This is a genomic window from Actinoplanes sp. NPDC049681, assembly GCF_044465265.1.
In the GTDB taxonomy this organism is placed as follows: Bacteria; Actinomycetota; Actinomycetes; order Mycobacteriales; family Micromonosporaceae; genus Actinoplanes.
Map to the genome: position 1 here is coordinate 498,210 of NZ_JBITLP010000002.1, position 19,812 is coordinate 518,021.

Annotated in this window: 19 protein-coding genes; 13 read left to right on the forward strand and 6 right to left on the reverse strand. The window is 71.4% G+C overall.

All coding sequences use genetic code 11. The features are described from left to right. Nucleotides 1-48: 48 nt before the first annotated feature. A complete protein-coding gene (gene dnaE, locus ACIBO8_RS07720; RefSeq protein ID WP_396114319.1) occupies nt 49-3,582 on the forward strand; it encodes a DNA polymerase III subunit alpha in 3,534 nt (1,177 codons plus the stop codon). Beyond that, nucleotides 3,582-4,313: a hypothetical protein gene (locus ACIBO8_RS07725; RefSeq protein WP_396114320.1), complete on the forward strand. Its 732-nt coding sequence runs from the start codon at nt 3,582-3,584 to the stop codon at nt 4,311-4,313. Before dnaE ends, ACIBO8_RS07725 begins: the two co-directional genes overlap by 1 nt. Here ACIBO8_RS07725 and ACIBO8_RS07730 read toward each other — a convergent pair. After that, nucleotides 4,228-4,935, reverse strand: coding sequence for an LON peptidase substrate-binding domain-containing protein (locus tag ACIBO8_RS07730; RefSeq protein WP_396114321.1), 708 nt, complete (start codon nt 4,933-4,935; stop codon nt 4,228-4,230). The two genes, ACIBO8_RS07725 and ACIBO8_RS07730, sit on opposite strands and share 86 nt — an antisense overlap. Before the next feature lie 148 nt (nt 4,936-5,083). On the opposite strand from ACIBO8_RS07730, the gene hisD reads away from it, so the two are divergent. The 9 genes from hisD to hisF are packed head-to-tail and all read left to right on the forward strand — an operon-like array spanning nt 5,084 to nt 11,085. Further along, entirely contained in the window at nt 5,084-6,394 is a 1,311-nt protein-coding gene (gene hisD, locus ACIBO8_RS07735) for a histidinol dehydrogenase (protein ID WP_396114322.1), read from the forward strand. Beyond that, nucleotides 6,391-7,467, forward strand: a complete 1,077-nt coding sequence (locus tag ACIBO8_RS07740; protein ID WP_396114323.1) for a histidinol-phosphate transaminase — start codon at nt 6,391-6,393, stop codon at nt 7,465-7,467. Before hisD ends, ACIBO8_RS07740 begins: the two co-directional genes overlap by 4 nt. Next, nucleotides 7,464-8,075: an imidazoleglycerol-phosphate dehydratase HisB gene (hisB, locus tag ACIBO8_RS07745; RefSeq protein ID WP_396114324.1), complete on the forward strand. Its 612-nt coding sequence runs from the start codon at nt 7,464-7,466 to the stop codon at nt 8,073-8,075. Before ACIBO8_RS07740 ends, hisB begins: the two co-directional genes overlap by 4 nt. Beyond that, on the forward strand, nt 8,072-8,242 hold the full coding sequence (locus tag ACIBO8_RS07750) for a hypothetical protein (RefSeq protein WP_396114325.1): 171 nt from the start codon (nt 8,072-8,074) through the stop codon (nt 8,240-8,242). The genes hisB and ACIBO8_RS07750 overlap by 4 nt, the downstream gene beginning before the upstream one ends. Then, on the forward strand, nt 8,239-8,859 hold the full coding sequence (hisH, locus tag ACIBO8_RS07755) for an imidazole glycerol phosphate synthase subunit HisH (RefSeq protein WP_396114326.1): 621 nt from the start codon (nt 8,239-8,241) through the stop codon (nt 8,857-8,859). Before ACIBO8_RS07750 ends, hisH begins: the two co-directional genes overlap by 4 nt. A gap of 4 nt (nt 8,860-8,863) precedes the next feature. Next, nucleotides 8,864-9,178 carry a hypothetical protein gene (locus ACIBO8_RS07760; RefSeq protein ID WP_396114327.1) on the forward strand — a complete coding sequence of 105 codons (315 nt, stop codon included), beginning with the start codon at nt 8,864-8,866 and terminating at the stop codon, nt 9,176-9,178. Between the two features lie 16 nt (nt 9,179-9,194). Next, nucleotides 9,195-9,920 (forward strand): bifunctional 1-(5-phosphoribosyl)-5-((5-phosphoribosylamino)methylideneamino)imidazole-4-carboxamide isomerase/phosphoribosylanthranilate isomerase PriA, encoded by a 726-nt coding sequence (priA, locus tag ACIBO8_RS07765; protein ID WP_396114328.1) that lies wholly within the window; start codon nt 9,195-9,197, stop codon nt 9,918-9,920. Further along, on the forward strand, nt 9,917-10,312 hold the full coding sequence (locus tag ACIBO8_RS07770) for a Rid family hydrolase (protein WP_396114329.1): 396 nt from the start codon (nt 9,917-9,919) through the stop codon (nt 10,310-10,312). Before priA ends, ACIBO8_RS07770 begins: the two co-directional genes overlap by 4 nt. Next, entirely contained in the window at nt 10,309-11,085 is a 777-nt protein-coding gene (hisF, locus tag ACIBO8_RS07775; RefSeq protein WP_396114330.1) for an imidazole glycerol phosphate synthase subunit HisF, read from the forward strand. The genes ACIBO8_RS07770 and hisF overlap by 4 nt, the downstream gene beginning before the upstream one ends. A gap of 11 nt (nt 11,086-11,096) precedes the next feature. Here hisF and ACIBO8_RS07780 read toward each other — a convergent pair whose 3' ends face one another. Together ACIBO8_RS07780 and ACIBO8_RS07785 are read right to left on the reverse strand one after the other, a co-directional pair. Next, the gene (locus ACIBO8_RS07780) at nt 11,097-11,525 is read right to left on the reverse strand and encodes a hypothetical protein (RefSeq protein WP_396114331.1); all 429 of its coding nucleotides are present in this window, start codon (nt 11,523-11,525) and stop codon (nt 11,097-11,099) included. A gap of 101 nt (nt 11,526-11,626) precedes the next feature. After that, entirely contained in the window at nt 11,627-12,286 is a 660-nt protein-coding gene (locus ACIBO8_RS07785) for a YitT family protein (protein WP_396114332.1), read from the reverse strand. Between the two features lie 59 nt (nt 12,287-12,345). Between ACIBO8_RS07785 and ACIBO8_RS07790 the strand changes: the two genes are divergently transcribed. After that, the gene (locus tag ACIBO8_RS07790) at nt 12,346-13,800 is read left to right on the forward strand and encodes a PLP-dependent aminotransferase family protein (RefSeq protein WP_396114333.1); all 1,455 of its coding nucleotides are present in this window, start codon (nt 12,346-12,348) and stop codon (nt 13,798-13,800) included. A 253-nt stretch (nt 13,801-14,053) separates the two neighbouring features. Here the strand turns inward: ACIBO8_RS07790 and ACIBO8_RS07795 are convergent, their stop codons facing one another. Further along, the gene (locus ACIBO8_RS07795) at nt 14,054-14,896 is read right to left on the reverse strand and encodes a hypothetical protein (RefSeq protein ID WP_396114334.1); all 843 of its coding nucleotides are present in this window, start codon (nt 14,894-14,896) and stop codon (nt 14,054-14,056) included. 390 nt (nt 14,897-15,286) lie between these two features. Here ACIBO8_RS07795 and ACIBO8_RS07800 point away from each other — a divergent pair, with 390 nt between their 5' ends. After that, nucleotides 15,287-18,355, forward strand: coding sequence for an ExeM/NucH family extracellular endonuclease (locus tag ACIBO8_RS07800; protein ID WP_396114335.1), 3,069 nt, complete (start codon nt 15,287-15,289; stop codon nt 18,353-18,355). A 59-nt stretch (nt 18,356-18,414) separates the two neighbouring features. Here ACIBO8_RS07800 and ACIBO8_RS07805 read toward each other — a convergent pair whose 3' ends face one another. Then, complete coding sequence (locus ACIBO8_RS07805) at nt 18,415-19,209, reverse strand: MarR family winged helix-turn-helix transcriptional regulator (protein WP_396114336.1); 795 nt, start codon at nt 19,207-19,209, stop codon at nt 18,415-18,417. A gap of 191 nt (nt 19,210-19,400) precedes the next feature. Further along, nucleotides 19,401-19,775 carry an ArsC/Spx/MgsR family protein gene (locus tag ACIBO8_RS07810; RefSeq protein ID WP_396114337.1) on the reverse strand — a complete coding sequence of 125 codons (375 nt, stop codon included), beginning with the start codon at nt 19,773-19,775 and terminating at the stop codon, nt 19,401-19,403. Nucleotides 19,776-19,812: the final 37 nt, after the last annotated feature.

Genomic DNA, 19,812 nt, shown 5'->3' on the forward strand with positions numbered 1-19,812 from the left:
GACTAGGCTCTCAAAGCCGGATCCGCCGCGGGAGTAAGGGGGCCCTGGGTGTCTGACTCGTTCGTGCACCTCCACGTGCACACCGAGTATTCGATGCTCGACGGAGCCGCCCGGTTGAAGGATCTGTTCGCCGAGGCCGACCGGCTCGGCATGCCGGCCGTGGCCATCACCGACCACGGCAACATGCACGGGGCGTACGACTTCTACACGCAGGCGACCGCGGCCGGCATCACGCCGGTGATCGGCATCGAGGCGTACGTGGCCCCCGAGTCGCGGCTGCACAAGGCGCGCGTGAAGTGGGGCCGCCCGGAGCAGAAGTCCGACGACATCTCGGGTAACGGCGCGATCACCCACAAGACGATGTGGGCGCGCAACGCCCAGGGGCTGAAGAACCTGTTCCGGCTCAGCAGCCGGGCGTCCATGGAGGGCCACTACGTGAAGTGGCCGCGCATGGACATGGACATCATCGCCGAGCACGCCGAGGGCATCATGGCGACGACGGGCTGCCCGTCCGGCGCCGTGCAGACCCGGCTGCGCCTGGGGCAGTACGACGAGGCGTACCAGACCGCCGCGCAGTACCAGGAGATCTTCGGCAAGGACAACTACTTCCTCGAGATCATGGACCACGGCCTCGAGATCGAGAACCGGGTCCGCGACGGGCTGCTCGACATCAGCCGCCGGCTCGGCATCCCGCCGCTGGTCACCAACGACTCGCATTACACCCACGAGGCCCAGGCCGAGGCGCACGACGTGCTGCTGTGCGTGCAGACCGGCAGCAACATCGCGGACCCCAACCGGTTCCGCTTCGACGGCGGCGGCTACTTCATCAAGTCCGCCGACCAGATGCGCGCGGTCGACTCCTCGGACGCCTGGCTCGAGGGCTGCCGCAACACCCTCCTGGTGGCCGAGAAGGTCGACACCGAGGGCATGTTCACGTTCAAGAACCTGATGCCCCGGTTCCCGGTCCCCGAGGGCCACACCGAGGAGTCGTGGTTCCGCCACGAGGCGTTCGAGGGGCTCAAGCGGCGGTTCCCCGGCGGCATCCCGGAGACGCACATCAAGCAGGCCGAGTACGAGCTCGGGGTCATCATCCAGATGGGCTTCCCGTCGTACTTCCTCGTGGTCGCGGACTTCATCCAGTGGTCCAAGCGCAACGGCATCGCGGTGGGGCCGGGCCGTGGTTCGGCGGCCGGTTCGCTGATCGCGTACGCGATGGGCATCACCGACCTGGACCCGCTGCCGCACGGCCTGATCTTCGAGCGGTTCCTCAACCCCGAGCGCGTCTCGATGCCGGATGTGGACATCGACTTCGACGAGCGCCGGCGCGGCGAGGTCATCCGCTACGTCACCGACAAGTGGGGCGAGGACAAGGTCGCCCAGATCGCGACGTTCGGAACGATCAAGGCGAAGGCCGCGATCAAGGACTCCGCCCGGGTCCTCGGCTATCCGTTCGCGGTGGGTGACCGGATCACCAAGGCGCTGCCGCCCGATGTGATGGGCAAGGGCATCCCCCTGTCCGGCATCTTCGACAAGGACCACAAGCGGTACAGCGAGGCCGGTGAGGTCCGGGCGCTGTACGAGCAGGACCCCGACGTCAAGAAGGTGATCGACACCGCGCGCGGGATCGAGGGCCTGATCCGACAGACCGGTGTGCACGCCGCCGGCGTCATCATGAGCGCCGAGCCGATCATCGACCACATCCCGCTCATGCGCCGCGCCACCGACGGCGTGATCATCACGCAGTTCGACTACCCGACCTGCGAGACGCTCGGCCTGTTGAAGATGGACTTCCTCGGCCTGCGGAACCTGACGATCATCGACGACGCCGTGAAGAACATCGAGCTCAATCACGGCAAGGGACTGGACCTGCTGGCGCTGCCGCTGGACGACAAGCCCGCCTACGAGCTCCTGGCCCGCGGCGACACGCTGGGCGTCTTCCAGCTGGACGGCGGCCCGATGCGGTCGCTGCTGCGTCTCATGAAGCCGGACAACTTCGAGGACATCTCCGCGGTCCTGGCGCTCTACCGGCCCGGCCCGATGGGTGTCGAGTCGCACACCAACTACGCACTGCGCAAGAACAAGCTGCAGGACATCACGCCGATCCACCCGGAGCTGGAAGAACCGCTGCGGGAGATCCTCGAGCCGACCTACGGCCTGATCGTCTACCAGGAGCAGGTGCAGCGCGCGGCGCAGATCCTCGCCGGATACAGCCTCGGCCAGGCCGACCTGCTGCGGCGGGCGATGGGCAAGAAGAAGAAGGAGATCCTCGACAAGGAGTTCATCCCCTTCCGCGACGGCTGCCGTGAGCACGGCTACAGCGACGAGGCCATCCAGGCGGTGTGGGACGTCCTGGTGCCGTTCGCCGGCTACGCGTTCAACAAGGCCCACTCGGCCGCGTACGGCCTGGTGTCGTACTGGACGGCGTATCTCAAGGCGCACTACCCGGCGGAGTACATGGCCGGGCTGCTGACGAGTGTCGGCGACGACAAGGACAAGATGGCGATGTACCTGGCCGAGTGCCGGCGCATGGGCATCCACGTCCTGCCGCCCGACGTCAACGAGTCCGCCGGACCGTTCACCCCGGTCGGCCGGGACATCCGGTTCGGACTCGCCGCGATCCGCAACGTCGGGCACAACGTGGTGGAGGCGGTCGCCCGCTGCCGCGACGAGAAGGGGAAGTATCAGGACTTCTACGACTTCCTCTCCAAGGTGGACGCGGTCGTCTGCAACAAGAAGACCATCGAATCCCTGATCAAGGCCGGCGCCTTCGACTCGATGGGGCACAGCCGCAAGGGTCTGCTCGCGGTGCACGCCGAGGCGATCGACGCGTACGCCGACGTCAAGCGCAACGAGGCCGCGGGCCAGTTCGACCTGTTCGGCGCGTTCGGCGACGAGGCGGGGGGCAGCTCGGCGACGGTGGCCATGCCGCCGATCACCGACGGCGAGTGGGACAAGCGCGACAAGCTCGCCTTCGAGCGCGAGATGCTCGGCCTCTACGTCTCCGACCACCCCCTCGCCGGCCTGGAGCAGGTGCTCGCGAACGCCGCCGACACCACGATCGCCGCGCTCAACGAGGAGGGCTCGGTCCCCGACGGTCAGGTCGTCACGCTCGCCGGCATCCTCACCGGGGTCCAGCGGCGGATCACCAAGCAGGGCCGCGCCTGGGCGTCGGCCACCCTCGAGGATCTCGCCGGCGGCGTCGAGACGCTGTTCTTCCCGAACACGTACGAGGTGATCGGCCAGTACATCGCCGAGGACGCGATCGTGGTGGTCAAGGGGCGGGTCGACCGCCGTGACGACACCCCGCGCATCATGGCGATGGACATGTCGATGCCGGACGTCAGCCACAACCCGGACTCCAAGCCGATCACGCTCACCATGCCGATCACGCGGTGCACCCCGCCGCTGGTCTCCGAGCTCAAGGAGATCCTGGTCAGCCACCCGGGCGACAGCGAGGTGCACGTCCACCTGCTCAACGGCAGCCGCAAGACGGTCATGCGCCTGGGCGGGTTCAAGGTCGCGCCGACGCCCGCGTTGCGCGCCGACCTGAAGATGATCCTCGGCCCCTCGGCGGTCGCCTGATGACGGGACAGGAACCCGTTTTCCCGTACGGTCCGCCACCGGAGTTCTCGCCCTGGGAGCCGCCGCGGTCCCAGCGGTCCGTGCGCCGCAGCGTGGCCGTCGCCGCGCTGATCACCGTGGCCATGGCTTTGGCCGGCGGGCCGCTCGGGCTGCTGTGGTCCTGGCTGGCGCCGTCGGTGCCGGTGGTCAACGCGGGCCAGAACGGCATCGTGGTCAGCGACCCCTCGCCGGAGGAGTACATCGCCGCCGACGGCTGGTTCACCCTCATCGGGTTCGGCTTCGGCCTGCTCGCCGCCATCGTCGCCTGGCTGGTGCTGCGCCGCGACCGCGGCCCGGCGGTGCTGCTCGGGGTGACCCTCGGCGGCCTGGCGTCCTCGGTGACGACGTGGGCCATCGGGCGCAGGATCGGGCTCGGCGCCTGGCACGACTGGCAGGCGAGCTCGGCCCCGGGCGACTCCTTCAGCCGGCCGCCGGACCTGCACGCGCACGGCGCGCTGCTGGTCGCCGCGTTCGCCGCCGTCATCGCCACGACGCTGCTCGCCGGCTGGTCCAACGATCCGGAGCTGGACCGGCCGGGCGCGAAACCCGGCTACGGCCATGATCTCGGCGCGGGTGGCGCCCCCTCCTCCGGCGCGGAGGGCCCGGTCAGTTCGGGCTTACCGGCCGTGCCAGATCCGACAGCGGCACCGGCACCGCCCGCACCCTGGCCAGCAGACCCGCCTCGCGGTTGAGCAGGCGCAGCTCGCTGCGTAGCCGGACGGCCGTGTCCGGTGCGGCGAGCAGCTCCTGCCGCTCGTCGATGGTCAGCTGCGCCGTCGCCGCGACCAGGTGGGACAGCACGGTCGGATCGTCCGGCACCTGGTCGAGCACCTCCGAGTCGGGCCGCAGCAGGTCCAGGTACGTCCGGAAGGCTGCCAGCACCCGCGGGGCCAGCAGGCGCGCGGTCGGGTCGTCCGGCTCCTCGTCGGGCAGCCACTCCACCTCGGCGGTCAGGTACGGAAGGGTGTCCGCGGCGATGCTCAGCACCCGGAACCGCCGCCGCCCGACCGTGACGATGTCGAAGCGGCCGTCCGGCAGCTCGGTGACCTGCCGCAGCTCTGCGGTGCAGCCGACGTCGTAGAGCTGCTCCACGGCGACCGGCGGCCCGTCGGGGCGCTCGTCGTCGCCCTCGCCGGACAGGACCTCCGATCCGTGCCGCAGCGTCACCACGCCGAACTCGTGCGGCTCGTCGGTGGTCGTGGCGACCAGGTCGCGCACCAGGGTGCGGTATCGCTCCTCGAAGATGTGCAGGGGCAGCACCAGGCCGGGGAAGAGCACCGTGCCCAGCGGGAAGACCGGGAGAATCGCGCCCACGGTGCGAGCGTATCGGCATGGTCGCCGTCCGCGCGCCTCCCGGGACGGTGATCTTTGCCCGGCGATCGGCAAAAGCCACAAAGTGGTGGTTCCCACTGCCTGGTACGGCGCCCGGGGGAGAAACGGCCCGCGGCCTAGACTTGGCGGCGTGCTGAACCGGATCGACCTGCGCGGCTCCCGCCGGGACCCGCGCGGTCTGCTGCCCCGTGCCCAGCTCGACGTGTCGCAGGCCGTCGAGAAGATCCGTCCCGTCGTGGCGGCGGTCCGGGAGCATGGTTTCCACGCGATCCGGGAGGCCACCGAACGCTTCGACGGCGTACGCATCGAGCGCCTGCGCGTGCCGGCCGAGGCGATCGCCGCGGCCGCCGAGTCCCTCGACCCGGACGTGCGCGCGGCCCTGCTGGTCGCCATCGAGCGCGCCCGCAAGGTCCACGCCGACCAGCGCCGCACCGACGTCACCACCCAGGTCGTGCCCGGTGGCAGCGTCACCGAGCGGTGGGTGCCGGTGTCCCGCGTCGGCCTCTACGTCCCCGGTGGCCTGGCGGTCTATCCGTCCACCGTGGTGATGAACGTCGTGCCCGCGCAGGCGGCCGGCGTCGCCTCCCTGGTGGTGGCCAGCCCGCCGCAGCAGGACAACGGCGGCCTGCCCGACGCCCGCGTGCTCGCCGCCTGCGCCCTGCTCGGCGTCGACGAGGTCTATGCCGCCGGCGGCGCCCAGGCGATCGCCATGCTCGGCTACGGCGCCGACGGCGCCGACGAGGCCGACCGCTGCGCGCCGGTGGACGTCATCACCGGGCCGGGCAATATCTGGGTGACCGCCGCCAAGCGGCTGCTGCAGGGCACGGTCGGCATCGACGCCGAGGCCGGTCCCACCGAGATCGCCATCCTGGCCGACGACAGCGCCTCGCCGGTGCACGTCGCCGCCGACCTGATCAGCCAGGCCGAGCACGACCCGCTCGCCGCCAGCGTGCTCGTCACCGACTCGCCCGCGCTGGCCGACGCGGTCGACGCGCAGCTCGCCGTCCAGGTGCCCGCCACCAAGCACGAAGCCCGGGTCCGCGAGGCGCTGGGCGGCACGCAGTCCGGCGTGGTGCTGGTCGACGACCTGACGCAGGGCCTGGCGGTCGTGGACGCGTACGCGGCCGAGCACCTCGAGATCCAGACCCGGGACGCGCGCGAGTGGGCGATGCGGGTGCGCAACGCCGGCGCGATCTTCGTGGGGGCGTACTCGCCGGTGTCGCTGGGCGACTACGCGGCCGGCTCGAACCACGTGCTGCCCACCGCGGGCTGCGCCCGGCACTCGTCCGGGTTGTCCGTGCAGTCGTTCCTGCGCGGCATCCACGTCGTGGAGTACGACGAGGCCGCCCTGCGCGACGTCGCCCCGCACGTGGTGGCGCTCGCCAACGCCGAGGACCTCCCGGCTCACGGGCAGGCCGTGACGGCGAGGTTCACCTCATGACGGCCCTCGACGACCTGCCGCTGCGCGACGACCTGCGGGGCAAGTCCCCGTACGGCGCGCCACAGCTCGACGTGGCCGTGCGGCTGAACACCAACGAGCACGCGTTCGCCGTGCCCGACGGCGTGGTCGAGGCGATGGGCAAGGCCCTGCAGGTGGAGCTGGCCGGCCTCAATCGTTACCCGGACCGGGACGCCGTCGCGTTGCGCACCGATCTGGCCGACTACCTGGGCCACGGGATGACCACGGCCAACGTGTGGGCCGCCAACGGCTCGAACGAGGTGCAGCAGCAGTTGCTGCAGGCGTTCGGTGGCCCGGGGCGCACAGCTCTCGGCTTCGGCCCGTCCTACTCGATGCATCCGCTGCTGGCGGCCGGCACGGGGACCCGGTGGGTCGGGGCGTTCCGTGACCCCGACTTCGGGCTCACCCCCGCCGCGGCGGTCGCGCAGATCGAGGAGCACCAGCCCGACCTGATCTTCCTCTGCTCGCCCAACAATCCGACCGGGACCGCTCTCGACCCGTCCGTGATCGACGCCGTCCTGGCGGCGGCGAAGGGCATGGTGCTGGTCGACGAGGCCTACTACGAGTACGCCCGCGCCGGCACCCGCAGCGCGCTCGTGCTGCTGCCGGGGCACCCGCGACTCGTGGTGACCCGGACGATGAGCAAGGCGTTCGGCTTCGCCGGCGGGCGCCTGGGCTACTTCGCCGCCGACCCCGCCGTCGTCGACGCCGTGCAGCTGGTCCGCCTGCCCTACCACCTGTCGAGCCTGACGCAGGCGGCAGCCCGGGCCGCGTTGTCGCAGCGGGACGCCATGCTCGCCACGGTCGAGGCGATCAAGGAGCAGCGCGACCGGATCGTGGCGACGCTGCGCGCCCGGGGGACCGAGGTGGCCGACAGCGACGCCAACTTCGTGTTGTTCGCCACCGGCGGCGACCAGAAAGTCGCCTGGCAGGCCTTCCTCGACCGCGGGGTGCTGATCCGCGACGTCGGCCTGGCCGGCTGGCTGCGGGTCACCGCGGGCACCGAGACCGAGACTTCCGCCTTCCTGACCGCCGCCGAGGAGATTCTGCCGTGAGCCGCACCGCGCGCATCGAGCGCGTCACCAAGGAGACCAAGGTCCTCGTCGAGATCGACCTCGACGGCACCGGCCAGGGCGACCTCTCCACCGGCGTCGGGTTCTACGACCACATGCTCCACCAGCTCGCCAAGCACGGCGGCTTCGACCTCACCGTGCGCACCGAGGGCGACCTCGAGATCGACGCGCACCACACCATGGAGGACACGGCCATCGCCCTGGGCGAGGCCTTCGCCCGGGCGCTCGGCGACAAGGCCGGGATCCGGCGGTACGGCTCCGCCACCATCCCGATGGACGAGGTGCTCTGCCGGGCCGCGGTGGACCTGTCCGGCCGGCCGTACGTGGTGCACGACGAGCCGGAGCTGGCGCCGTACATCGGACCGGTCTACCCGACGAGCATGACCCGGCACATCTTCGAGTCCTTCGGCCACGCGGCCAAGGTGACTCTGCACGTCAGCGTGCTGCGTGCGGCCCGCGACGGCGGCCGGCCGGACGCCCACCACGTCGTCGAGGCGCAGTTCAAGGCGTTCTCGCGGGCGCTGCGCGAGGCCGTCGAGATCGACCCGCGCAATGCCGGTGCGCTGCCGTCCACGAAGGGCGTGCTGTGAGCGTCCTGCCCATCCTGCTGCTCGCCGTCGCCGGCATCCTCGTCGGCGGCGTGATCACGCTGGCCCGGCAGGGCGCCACCAAGTTCTCCATCGGTCTCGTCGCCGTACTGGCCCTGCTCGCGCTGGCCGGCGGCGTGCTCTGGCTCCTCCCGGGGGATTCCTCATGACCAGCGTCGTGATTCTCGACTACGGGTCGGGCAATCTGCGGTCGGCGGAGCGGGCGGTCGCGCGTACCGGTGCGGACGTGACCGTGACCGACGACCTCGACGCCGCCGCGGGCGCGGACGGCCTGGTCGTCCCTGGTGTCGGCGCGTATGCGGCCTGCATGGCGGGCATCGAGAAGCTGGGCGCCGGACCGGTCATCGCCGGGCGGGTGGCCTCCGGGCGCCCGGTGCTCGGCATCTGCGTCGGGATGCAGATCCTCTTCGAGACCGGTGTCGAGCACGGCGTCGAGACCCGGGGCCTGGGCCTGCTCCCCGGGGCCGTGACCAAGCTGGCCGCGCGGCGGATCCCGCACATGGGCTGGAACACGGTGACGGCGCCGGAGGGCTCGGTCCTGCTGGAGGGCCTGCCCGCGGAGACCCGCTTCTACTTCGTGCATTCGTACGCGGCGTCGGACCTCGCCGCCCTGGAGGCCGTCGGTGCCACGGTGACCACGGCCGCCCACGACGCGCCCTTCGCCGCGGTGGTGGAGCGGGGGCCGCTGTCGGCCGCCCAGTTCCACCCGGAGAAGTCCGCCGACGCCGGATACGCGCTCCTGCGCAACTGGGTCACCGGGCTCTGACCCCGTGAGCAAGGAGAGGGCCCGCCGGCGGGCCGAGCGACTCGCCGTCCTGGAGAAGGAGAGGGCGGCCCGCGCCCGCCGGGTCGCACGGCGGGACCGCCGTCGCGCGCTGGTCCGTTCCCTGCGACCGCAACGTCGGGGCTCCGGGCGCCTCTACCGGCGCAGCCGCACCCAGCGCGCCGGCATCGTCGTGGTGCCGCTGCTGGCCTCGGCCGTCATCTGGTTCCTCGTGCCGGAGCTCGCGCTGCGCCTCGTCCTCATCACCCTGATCGTTCTCGTCCTCCCGGCCCTGGTCGTCGTCGTCCTCGGCCGTCGCTAGCTGATCGGAGTCACCCATGACCCTCACCCTGCTGCCCGCCGTCGACGTCGCGGACGGCCAGGCGGTGCGCCTCGTCCAGGGCGCCGCCGGTTCCGAGACCAGCTACGGCGACCCGCTCGAGGCGGCTCTCGCCTGGCAGAACGACGGGGCGGAGTGGGTCCACCTGGTCGACCTCGACGCCGCGTTCGGCCGAGGTTCCAACGCCGCGCTGCTCGCCGACGTGGTCGGCCGCCTCGACGTCAAGGTCGAGCTCTCCGGCGGCATCCGCGACGACGAGTCGTTGCGCGCGGCCCTGGCGACCGGCGCGGCCCGGGTCAACATCGGTACGGCCGCCCTGGAGGACCCGCAGTGGTGCGACCGCGTCTGCGGCGAGTACGGCGACCGCGTCGCCATCGGGCTGGACGTGCGGGGCCGTACCCTCTCGGCCCGGGGCTGGACCCGCGACGGCGGCGACCTCTTCGAGGTGCTGGAGCGGCTCGACAAGGCGGGCGCGGCCCGTTACGTGGTCACGGACATCACCAAGGACGGCACCATGAAGGGTCCCAACCTGGATCTGCTGCGCGAGGTGTGTTCCCGTACGCCGGCGCCGGTGATCGCCAGCGGCGGGGTGTCCACCCTGGACGACCTGCGGGCGCTGGCCACCCTCGAGCCGGTCGGTGTCGAGGGCGTGATCGCGGGCAAGGCGCTCTACGCGGGCGCGTTCACGGTCGCCGAGGCCCTCGCCGCGCTGCGCTCGGCATGATCGAACGGTTCGGCTCCGGCGGCCCGTGGGAGGAACGGTACGGCTACTCCCGCGTGGTCCGCGCCGGCGACCTGCTGGTGACGGCGGGCTGCACCGCCACGGTGGACGGCGTCGTGGTCGGCGTCGGCGATCCCCGCGAACAGGCGCTGATCGCGTTCCGGATCGGCCTCGACGCCCTCGCCGCGGCGGGCGCGGCTCCGGCCGACGTGATCCGCACCCGCATGTACGTCACGGACCGGGCGTACGCCGAGGCGGTCACGCAGGTGCACGGCGAGGTCTTCCGGGACGTACGCCCGGTGACGGCGCTGATCGTGGTGGCGGGGCTGCTGCACGAGGACCACCTGGTCGAGGTCGAGATCGATGCGTACGCAGGGAAGAGGGTGACGTCATGACCGTGGCGGTTCGGGTGATCCCGTGTCTGGACGTGGATGCGGGACGGGTCGTCAAGGGCGTCAACTTCGTGGACCTGCGCGACGCCGGGGACCCGGTGGCGCTGGCCGCCGCGTACGACGCCGCGGGCGCCGACGAGCTGACGTTCCTGGACGTGACCGCCTCCTCGGACGACCGGGGCACCATGCTCGACGTCGTACGCCGTACCGCCGAATCTGTTTTCATCCCGCTGACCGTCGGCGGCGGCGTCCGCTCGGTCGACAACGTCGACACCCTGCTGCGCGCGGGCGCGGACAAGGTCGGGGTCAACACGGCGGCGATCCACCGTCCCGCGCTGATCTCGGAGATCGCCGACCGCTTCGGCAACCAGGTGCTGGTGCTGTCGCTCGACGTGCGACGGGCGCCGTCCGGGCCGTCACCGGAGCACCCCAGCGGCTGGGAGGTCACCACCCACGGAGGGCGCAAGTCCGCCGGCCTGGACGCGGTGGAGTGGGCCCGGCGGGTGGCGGAGCTCGGGGCGGGCGAGATCCTGCTCAACTCGATGGACGCCGACGGGACGAAGGCCGGCTTCGACCTGGAGCTGATCGCGGCGGTGCGGGCGGTCGTCGACATCCCGGTGATCGCCAGTGGCGGCGCCGGCGCGGTCGAGCACTTCCCGCCGGCGGTGGCGGCCGGCGCGGACGCGGTGCTGGCGGCCAGCGTCTTCCACTTCGGAGACCTGACCATCGGCGAGGTGAAGGACAGCCTTCGGGCCGCGGGCAACCCGGTCCGCTGAGCGGTCAGCGGTCAGCGGCCGTCGGCGAGGCGCAGGGAGTATTCGCGGACGGCCGCGTTGTAGGTCTGCTCGTCCAGCGCCCAGTCCGCGTCGCCCGGCGTGGCGGCGCGGTTGAGCTGCGTCTGCAGGGTGACCACCGCCGAGGACAGGCCGCTGAACGGGCGGGTACGCCACAGCTGCTCGCCGGCCGGCGCCACCTCGACCAGGTCGTCGTCAATGGTGAGCAGGCCCGCGCCGGCCAGGCGCCGGACGGATTCCTCGAGCTCCGCGCGGCTCGGGACGCTGTGGTGCAGGAAGTCCGCGGCCGCCAGCACGTCCGCCAGGCTAGCGCCGGTCACGGGCAGGGCCGCGTGCATCGCCCGGTCGCGCTCGAGGCGCTCGGCGATGACCGCGGACACGAAAATCCAAGCGTCGTTCCAGTGCCAGCCGCCAGCCCCCATGCCGCAATGATGCCGTCTGTCCGGCGAACCGGAAAGCACATGTGTCGTGATGATCACCGAGCTGTGTCCCGCCGGGTGGACAAATCGCCCGCGGGGTCCACCTAGGAGGTACCCAGGGACGGCGCGAGCCGCACCCGGCGGCCCCGCGGCGTCACCGCGAACACCGGCAGGAACAGCTGCACCAGCGGCCCGATCGCCAGGGCGTACGCGATCGTGCCGAGCCCGACCGTGCCACCGAGCAGGAAGCCGGTCGCCAGGACCGCCACCTCGATCGTGGTGCGGACCAGGCGCACCGACAGCCGCGGGAAGCGGTGGACGATGCCGGTCATCAGCCCGTCGCGGGGCCCGGGGCCGAAGCGGGCACCGATGTACATGCCCGTGGCGACGCCGTTGAGCAGGATGCCGACCACGAGATACGTGACGCGCATCGCCAGCGAGTCACCGGGCGCCAGGACCGCCAGGGCGGCGTCCACGACGAGGCCGATCACCACGAGGTTGGCGATGGTCCCGAAGCCGGGCTTCTGCCGCAGCGGGATCCACAGCAGCAGGATCGGTACGCCGGTCAGGATCACCACCCACCCGAAACTCAGGCCAGTGGCCTTCGACACACCCTGGTGGAAGACGTCCCACGAGGTGAGGCCGAGGCGGGACTCGACCATGAAAGCCATGCTCACCCCGTACAGGACGAGGCCCGCGAAGAGCTGGCCGACGCGGCGGGGGAGACCGCGGCCGGATGTTTCGGAGTTGCTCTGGGACGTCATGAGTGCCACTCTGAAGGCCAATTCGCCCGGCTGACAGAGCCAATTTCCCGGAGGTGGCCATGACGACGTCCGTGCGGGGAGGCCAATTGGCCCGACTGCTGGGTCAGTGGCACTCGCTTCCGGGTCGCCATCGCAGCCCGGATTACGCTGCGCTCGCCGGGGCCGTCCGCGGGCTGCTCAGCGACGGGCGGCTGCCGCTGGGCGTACGGCTGCCCGCCGAGCGCGAGCTTGCCGAGGCGCTGAGCGTGAGCAGGACGACCGTCACCGCCGCGTACCGGAGCCTCCGCGAGACCGGCCACCTGACCAGCCGCCGCGGAGCCGGAAGCTGGACCACCCTCCCGAACGGCCACCGCGTCGCCAGCTCCGGCCTCTGGACCCCCGGCGACGACATCGACATGATCGACATGGGCGTGGCGGCCTCGGCCGCGCCGGTCGAACTGGTCCCCGCCGCCCGCGCCGCCGCCGACGACCTGCCGCGGTTCCTCGGCAGCGCCGGCTACCACCCGACCGGCCTGATGGAACTCCGCGAGGCCGTCGCCGCCACCTACACGGCACGCGGCGTCACCACCAGCGCCGAGCAGATCCTCATCACCAGTGGCACCCAGCAGGCCCTCGACCTCGTGCTCCGCCTCTCCGTCCCGGCCGGTGCGCCGGTGCTGGTGGAATCGCCGACATACCCCAACGCCCTCGCCGCCCTCTCCGCGCGCCGCGCCCGCATCAGCACCCACGGCCTCGACGCCGGCACCGGCTGGGACGGCGAGCTGCTGCTGGCGGCGCTGCGCCAGACCCGGCCCCGGCTCGCGTACGTGATCCCCGAGTTCCAGAACCCCACCGGCCACCTCATGCCGGCCGCCCTGCGCGAGCGCCTCGTCGCCACGGCCCACGCGACGGGTACGGAGCTGGTCGTCGACGAATCCTTCGTGGACCTGCCCCTCGACGGCGACGAGATGCCACCCCCGGTAGCGGTCTACGACCGGCACTCGCGAGTCGTGTCGATCGGCGGCATGAGCAAGGCCTACTGGGGCGGCCTGCGCATCGGCTGGGTCCGCGCGTCGGCGCCGCTGGTGCAGCGCCTGGCCGCCCTGCGGGTGGGCGTCGACATGGCCAGCCCGGTCCTCGAACAACTCGTCGCCGTCCACCTCCTGCAGGACGCGGCAGGCATCGTCGCCGCCCGCCGCGCTCAGCTCGCCTTCCGCCGGAACGCGCTGATCGAGGCGTTGCAGGAACACCTGCCGGAGTGGCGGTTCGCCGTGCCTCGCGGCGGCGTGACGCTGTGGGCCGAGCTGGACGGGCCGATCTCCAGCGCGCTGTCGCGCGCGGCGGAAGATGTCGGGGTGCGGCTCGCTCCCGGTCCGCGGTTCGGCCTCGACGGTACGCTCGAACGCTTCGTACGGTTGCCGTTCACGCTGGCGGCGGACGACCTGACGGAGGCCATCCGGCGGATCGCGTCGGTGCGCCACGACCTGGACCGGGCCACGAGGCCCGCCTGGCGCACGCCGGCCGTCATCGCCTGAGCGCTGCGCGTGACGGGGCCATCACCGGGACCGGGATGGCGCGGCTGGGGCGGGGCGGTACCCGGGACGTCGTCATGATCGACTCGGGCCGGCTGGGATCCCCGTACGGCGGGGGAGGGCTGCGTCTTCCTGGCGCTGGCGCCCGAACGGATCCAGGCGTGGCGCGAAGCCGACGAGATTCCGGGGCGCACGCTGATGCGGGGCGGGGTGTGGCTCCCGGAGGAAACCGGCCCGCCCCGAACTATTAAGAGTCCTACCGGGACAACGGAGTGAATGCCTGCTCGAAATCGGGCGGAATGAATTGCGAGCCGCCAGTCAGCCACCAGGTGTCCGCGCTTCGATAGAGCACCGTGTATGTCCGCGGGCCGTCCCGGAAAGCGATCTGCCGGCCGTGGGCGCGCTCACCGTTGCGGTTCCAGGTGAACTCCCACATGACGGCGGGCTTGCCGCGATACGTCCAGTGCCGGTTCGTCTTGAGCTTTTTGTACTGGTCCTCGGCGTGCTCCTCGGCGAACAGCTTCTCGTCCTGGGTCAGCCGGGCCCACGGGTCCACGCTCTCGTAGCTGTGCACCTCGAAGTTCGCCTCGATCATCGTGTCGTCGGACTCGACGAACGTGGTGGGGCCCACGGCGTACGCCTCGTAGACGGTGGGCACGCCGACCGCATAACCGCCGACCGGGTTCCGGGCGGACGAGTAGTTGTCCGGAAGGTCCTGGCCGGGCGCTTCGGCGTCCTCGGTCGTGATCTCCAGTACGCCCTCGCGCCCGACGTGTCCCGCGCCCAGCCCGTGCGAGGGCAGATCCGCGGCGGACGGAGCGAGTTCGTTCGAGGCGGTCCCGGCGTCGTCGCTCGCCTTCGGCCGGCTCGCCGAGCTGTCGGTGTGCTCGCCCATCGCCGTGTCGACCTGCTCGTCCGCCGTCGGGGTCACCGACGGTGGCCGGCTCTGCCGGCCCGCCGCCGCGCCACCGTGGCGGTCCGGCGATCCGGGACCGCCGCGCCACCAGATGAAAGCCACGGCTGCGAGCACGGCCACGAGGAGTCCGACCAGCCCCACGAGAACCCGGTCCGCCAAGTGCCACGGTTGATGCTGTCTCACTGTCCTGCCCTTCGTCGCCGACCGCAGTCACCTGTGGCCGAGTCAGAATCGTGCAGGATCGCTCCGGCCTTCGCGTCCGTGCAGGCACGTAGATCGATGTACGTACGTGCGGCCTCGTGAGCCGGGGGCAGTCGCGAAACAGGCGCGCTCCTTCAATTCGGCACACAGCCGGTAAATCGCGGCCCGTATTCCCGGCCGGCGCCGTGTCGTAACTGTTCTGTGCTGGGCCGACCTCGTCATATCGATGAAGGTGCTCTAGCGTGTTGCCAACAGTTCACACTCTGTCCTCCCGCGATCAGGGCTGCCCACCTACCGTCCGTGGGTCGGCCCGCGCCCGTGGGAGTCGTGTGTTTTTCAATTTGGAGGTCGGGTCCGTTGTCCCCTGCGCTCATGAGGCGTTCAACAATCGGGGCCGTTGCACTGTCGTTGTCCGTCGCCGGGATCGCCGCACCGGCGTTCGCCGACACGGCCGGGACCGGCTTGGTGATCACCGAGGCCTACGTCAACGGCGGCTCGTCCGGAGCCACATACAGCAACAAGTTCGTGGAGCTCTTCAACCCCACCGCCGGCGCGATCTCGCTGGCCGGGGACACCTTGCAGTACCGGTCCGCGACGAGCACCGGTACGCCGGCCGGCTCGCAGGTGTTCGCACTGTCCGGGTCGGTGGCCGCGCACGGCCACTTCCTGATCCAGCTGCCGGGTAACGGGGCGAGCACCAACCCGGGCGCCGCGCTGCCCGCGCCCGACCTGAACACCGGCGCCAGTGTCAATCCGGGGGCCGCTGGTGGCACCCTCTACCTGGCGGCGAGCGCTTCGGGCGTACTGCCCACGGACTCCACGGTCATCGACCGGATCGGCTGGGGCACCAGTAACGCGCCGGAGGGTACGGCGGTGACCGGCAACTCGCTCGTCCTGAGCTACCAGCGCGCAGCGTCCGGTCTGGACACGGACAACAACGCCGCGGACTTCACGACGGCCACGCCCACGCCGAAGAACTCGTCGGACGGCGACACGACGCCGCCGGTGGCCGTGACGGTGACCGGCCCCGGTACGCAGAACGCGACGGTCGGCACCGCGATCACGCCGCTCACGTTGAAGGCCGCGGGCGGGACCACGCCGTACACCTGGACAGCCGTTGATCTTCCCGCCGGTCTGACGATCTCGGACGCGGGTGTCGTCTCGGGCACCCCGACCACCGCCGGTACCTCGAAGGTGACCGTGACCGCGACGGACGCGGCCGGGGCGAGCGGTTCGGCGACGTTCGACTTCCAGGTGGCCGCGCCCGCCGTGGACGTGACGATCGCCGCGCTCCAGGGCACCGACACCGACACCTCGCCGTACGCGGGCCAGGCCGTCACCACCGAGGGCGTCGTGACCGCCGCGTACCCGGCGGGCGGCTTCAACGGCTTCTTCATCGAGACCGGCGGCGACGATGCCACGCCGGGCGCCTCGGACGCGGTGTTCGTCTTCGGTTCCCAGGCTGCCGCCCAGGTCGCCGTGGGTGACTCGGTGCGGGTGACCGGCAAGGTTACCGAGTTCCAGGGCGAGACCGAGATCACCGCTCCGGCCGTGACGAAGCTCGACACGCCGCTGCCCGCGGTGCAGGCGCGCACGCTGCCGTGGTCGCAGCTCACGACGGACGCCCAGAAGGAAGCCCACGAGGGCGAGCTGATCGCGCCCCAGGGCGCCTTCACCGTGACCGACAACTACGACGCGAACTTCTACGGCTCGTTCACGCTGGCCGCCGGTGACAAGCCGCTGCGCCAGCCGACCGACGCCGGGCGCCCCGGCAGCCCCGAGGCGCAGGCCGCGGTCGCCGACAACGCCGCGCGCACCATCACCCTCGACGACGCGGCGAGCCTGAACTACAGCACGAGCGCCAACAACGGCCGCCCGCTGCCGTGGCTCACCCCGGGCAACCCGGTCAGCGTCGGCTCGAAGGTGAGCTTCCACCAGCCGGTCGTGCTCGACTACCGGTTCTCGCTGTGGAACTTCCAGCCGACCGCGCAGGTGACCGGCGACGGCTCGGCGGTGGCGACGTTCAGCGACACGCGTACGGGCAACCAGAAGCCGGCCGCGCTTCCCGGCAACGGCCACCTGGCGACGTTCAACGTCGAGAACTACTTCCCGATGACCGGTGAACGGTACGTCGCCGCGGGTCTGGGCACCTGCACGTACTACAACGACCGGGCGGGCAACCACATCGGCGTGAACACCTGCAAGGGCACGGACGGCAGCGCCGGCCCGCGCGGCGCGGCGGACGCGGCCAGCTTCGCCCGCCAGCAGTCGAAGATCGTCACCGGCATCAACCGGCTCGGCGCGAGCATCGTCTCGCTGGAGGAGGTCGAGAACTCGGTGAAGTTCGGCGAGCCGCGCGACACCGCGCTCGCCGGCCTGGTCGACGCGCTCAACACCGCCGCCGGCTCGCCCGTGTGGTCGTACGTGCCGTCGCCGGCCGCCGACCAGCTGCCGCCGCTGAACCAGCAGGACGTCATCCGCACCGCCTTCATCTACAAGAAGGCGGAGGTGGCGCCGGTCGGCCCGTCGGTCGTGCTGACCACCGAGTCGGACCCCGGCGAGCCGTTCTCGATCGCCCGGCAGCCGATGGCGCAGGGCTTCAAGAAGGCCGGCGCCGGCGACGGGGACGCCTTCCTCGTCGTCGCCAACCACTGGAAGTCGAAGGGCACCGGCACCCCGCTGTACCCCGGCGACGTCGAGGACAAGTCGTCTCCGGCGGTCGACCAGGGCGCGTTCAACGAGACCCGGGTGCACGAGGCCGAAGCCGTGATCACGTTCGCGGCGAAGGCGGCGGACACCCTGCGCACCGACCGGATCTTCCTGCTCGGCGACTTCAACGCCTACACCCACGAGGACCCGATCGAGAAGCTGTACGCGGCCGGCTACACCGACCTCGCCCACGCCTTCGACGCCGACGAGCACACGTACATGTACAACGGCCTCGCCGGATCGATCGACCACGTGCTGGCCAGCCCGGCCGCCAAGGCCATGGTCACCGGCGCGGACGTGTGGGAGATCAACGCGCAGGAGGCGGTGGCGTTCGCGTACAGCCGCTACAACTACAACGCGACGTTGCTGTTCAACGGCGACGACCCGTTCGCCGCGTCCGACCACGACCCGGAGCTCGTCGGCCTGAACCTGCCCTCGACCCCGGCGTGGAACGCCAAGAAGATCTACAAGACCGGCGACCTCGTCAGTTACCACGGCTCGACGTGGCGCGCCCTCTGGTGGACGACCCTCCTCCCGCCCGGCTCCCCGTACGGCGCCTGGGAAGAGATCGCGGTGACCTCGGACGGCACCGCTCTGTGGACGCCCTCGCGCGTCTTCGTGGCCGGTGACACCGCGGTCTACCAGGGCAAGAAGTACGTCGCCCGGTGGTGGAACCGCAACGAGAAGCCGACGGACTCCGGCTCCCGGGGACCCTGGAAGCTCGCCTCGTAAGACGACACCGCACCCAACCGGGCCGCCTCCGCTCAGCGGGGGCGGCCCGGCGCGTCCGCTCAGTCCTCGGCCGCCCGCACCGCGGCGGCGATCGGCTCGAGCCCGGCGATCAGCTCGGCGAGCTCCTCGGCGCTGAGCACGTCGTACGCCGGTGCCGCAAGCTCGTCCGTGAGCGACTCGATCCGCTCCTTGATCTCCCGGCCGGCATCGGTGAATCCGCCGGCGGTGTTCACGAGCCCGCGGTCACGCAGCCCGTCGATGACACCGGCCAGCTGCTTCTTGGGCAGGTGGTGAACCCGCCCGAACTCCTCCGGCCGCATGCCGAGGGAGAGCGCGAGAAGGACGTGGGCCTCGGTGCCACCGATGCCGTGGGCGACGAGGGCGGCGTTGTGGCCGTCCCCGCGGTGCTCGCGGAGCAGGGTCGCCGCATGCCAGAGCCGGGCGACGGGCTCCTCGGGTACGTCCAGCGCCCGGAGCCCGGCGTACAGAACCCGGCCCTCCGTCGGCGCGCCGACAGCGGCCCTGGTCGCGAGGTCGCCGGCCCGCACCAGGCCGGGGGAATCGGCAAGCTCCCCGATCATCTGACGCAGCGCGGCGGCGCTACCCCGCTCGCGCACGGCGATCGCCTCCTGCGGCGTGGTCCTGCCCCAGACCCACGGGATGTGCCGTGCCACCTCACCGTCGGCGAAGTTGTAGAAGACCGCGTGCACCACCTCGGCCGGTGCCAGCCCGAGCGGGGCGGCCCGGCCCGCGAAGTAGCCGTCCCAGTAGTTGCGCATGCCGAGCGCCAGGAACGCGTCGTTGACCACCTCGGAGAAGGTGACGGTGGCGATGGGCTCGATGAGCTCGAACATGCGGTGGACCATGGCCTGGGGATGCGGCATCGTCAGCGCCTCCGGTGAGTCGTGGCAGGCCCCTCGCGGGCAGCCTTCACCCTTGCTACGAACACCACGACCCGGATCCGACAACTCGCGCCGACATCAACCCGGGCGGAGTCCTCCAGCACCTGCTTCATCTCCATCCGGGCGTCTGCTCAGGGGACTTCTCACTCCGGCGAGGCCTGGTTTCGCCGCAGCGCGTCGTGGACGGCTTCCGGGGAGCGGGCGACAGACGCGGTGTCGTCCGCGGTGATGATCGGACGCTGGATGAGGATCGGGTGCTCGGCGAGGGCGGCGACCCAGCGGTCCCGGTCGGCTGCCTCGCGTGACCAGGTGGCCATGCCGAGCCGGTCCGCGAGCGGTTCGCCCAACCGTGCGATGTGCCAGGGCTCCAGTTCCAGGCGTGCCAGGACGTCGTTGAGTTCCTCGACGGTCGGGGGCTGCTCGAGGTAGTACCGGACGGTGTAGTCGGCTTGTTCGGCGTCCAGGATCGTCAGGGCGCTCTGGCACTTCGAGCACTCGGGGTTGATCCAGATTTCCATCGGTCCTCCATGGGTACGTCCGCGGTTCCGGCCGCGC

Excerpts from the sequence above, each read along its gene's own strand:
- ACIBO8_RS07725 (WP_396114320.1), top strand. The coding sequence starts at position 3,582 with ATGACGGGACAGGAACCCGTTTTCCCGTACGGTCCGCCACCGGAGTTC.
- ACIBO8_RS07740 (WP_396114323.1), top strand. The coding sequence starts at position 6,391 with ATGACGGCCCTCGACGACCTGCCGCTGCGCGACGACCTGCGGGGCAAG.
- hisH (WP_396114326.1), top strand. The coding sequence starts at position 8,239 with ATGACCAGCGTCGTGATTCTCGACTACGGGTCGGGCAATCTGCGGTCG.
- priA (WP_396114328.1), top strand. The coding sequence starts at position 9,195 with ATGACCCTCACCCTGCTGCCCGCCGTCGACGTCGCGGACGGCCAGGCG.
- ACIBO8_RS07770 (WP_396114329.1), top strand. The coding sequence starts at position 9,917 with ATGATCGAACGGTTCGGCTCCGGCGGCCCGTGGGAGGAACGGTACGGC.
- hisF (WP_396114330.1), top strand. The coding sequence starts at position 10,309 with ATGACCGTGGCGGTTCGGGTGATCCCGTGTCTGGACGTGGATGCGGGA.
- ACIBO8_RS07780 (WP_396114331.1), bottom strand. The coding sequence starts at position 11,525 with ATGGGGGCTGGCGGCTGGCACTGGAACGACGCTTGGATTTTCGTGTCC.
- ACIBO8_RS07785 (WP_396114332.1), bottom strand. The coding sequence starts at position 12,286 with ATGACGTCCCAGAGCAACTCCGAAACATCCGGCCGCGGTCTCCCCCGC.
- ACIBO8_RS07790 (WP_396114333.1), top strand. The coding sequence starts at position 12,346 with ATGACGACGTCCGTGCGGGGAGGCCAATTGGCCCGACTGCTGGGTCAG.
- ACIBO8_RS07800 (WP_396114335.1), top strand. The coding sequence starts at position 15,287 with ATGAGGCGTTCAACAATCGGGGCCGTTGCACTGTCGTTGTCCGTCGCC.
- ACIBO8_RS07805 (WP_396114336.1), bottom strand. The coding sequence starts at position 19,209 with ATGTTCGAGCTCATCGAGCCCATCGCCACCGTCACCTTCTCCGAGGTG.
- ACIBO8_RS07810 (WP_396114337.1), bottom strand. The coding sequence starts at position 19,775 with ATGGAAATCTGGATCAACCCCGAGTGCTCGAAGTGCCAGAGCGCCCTG.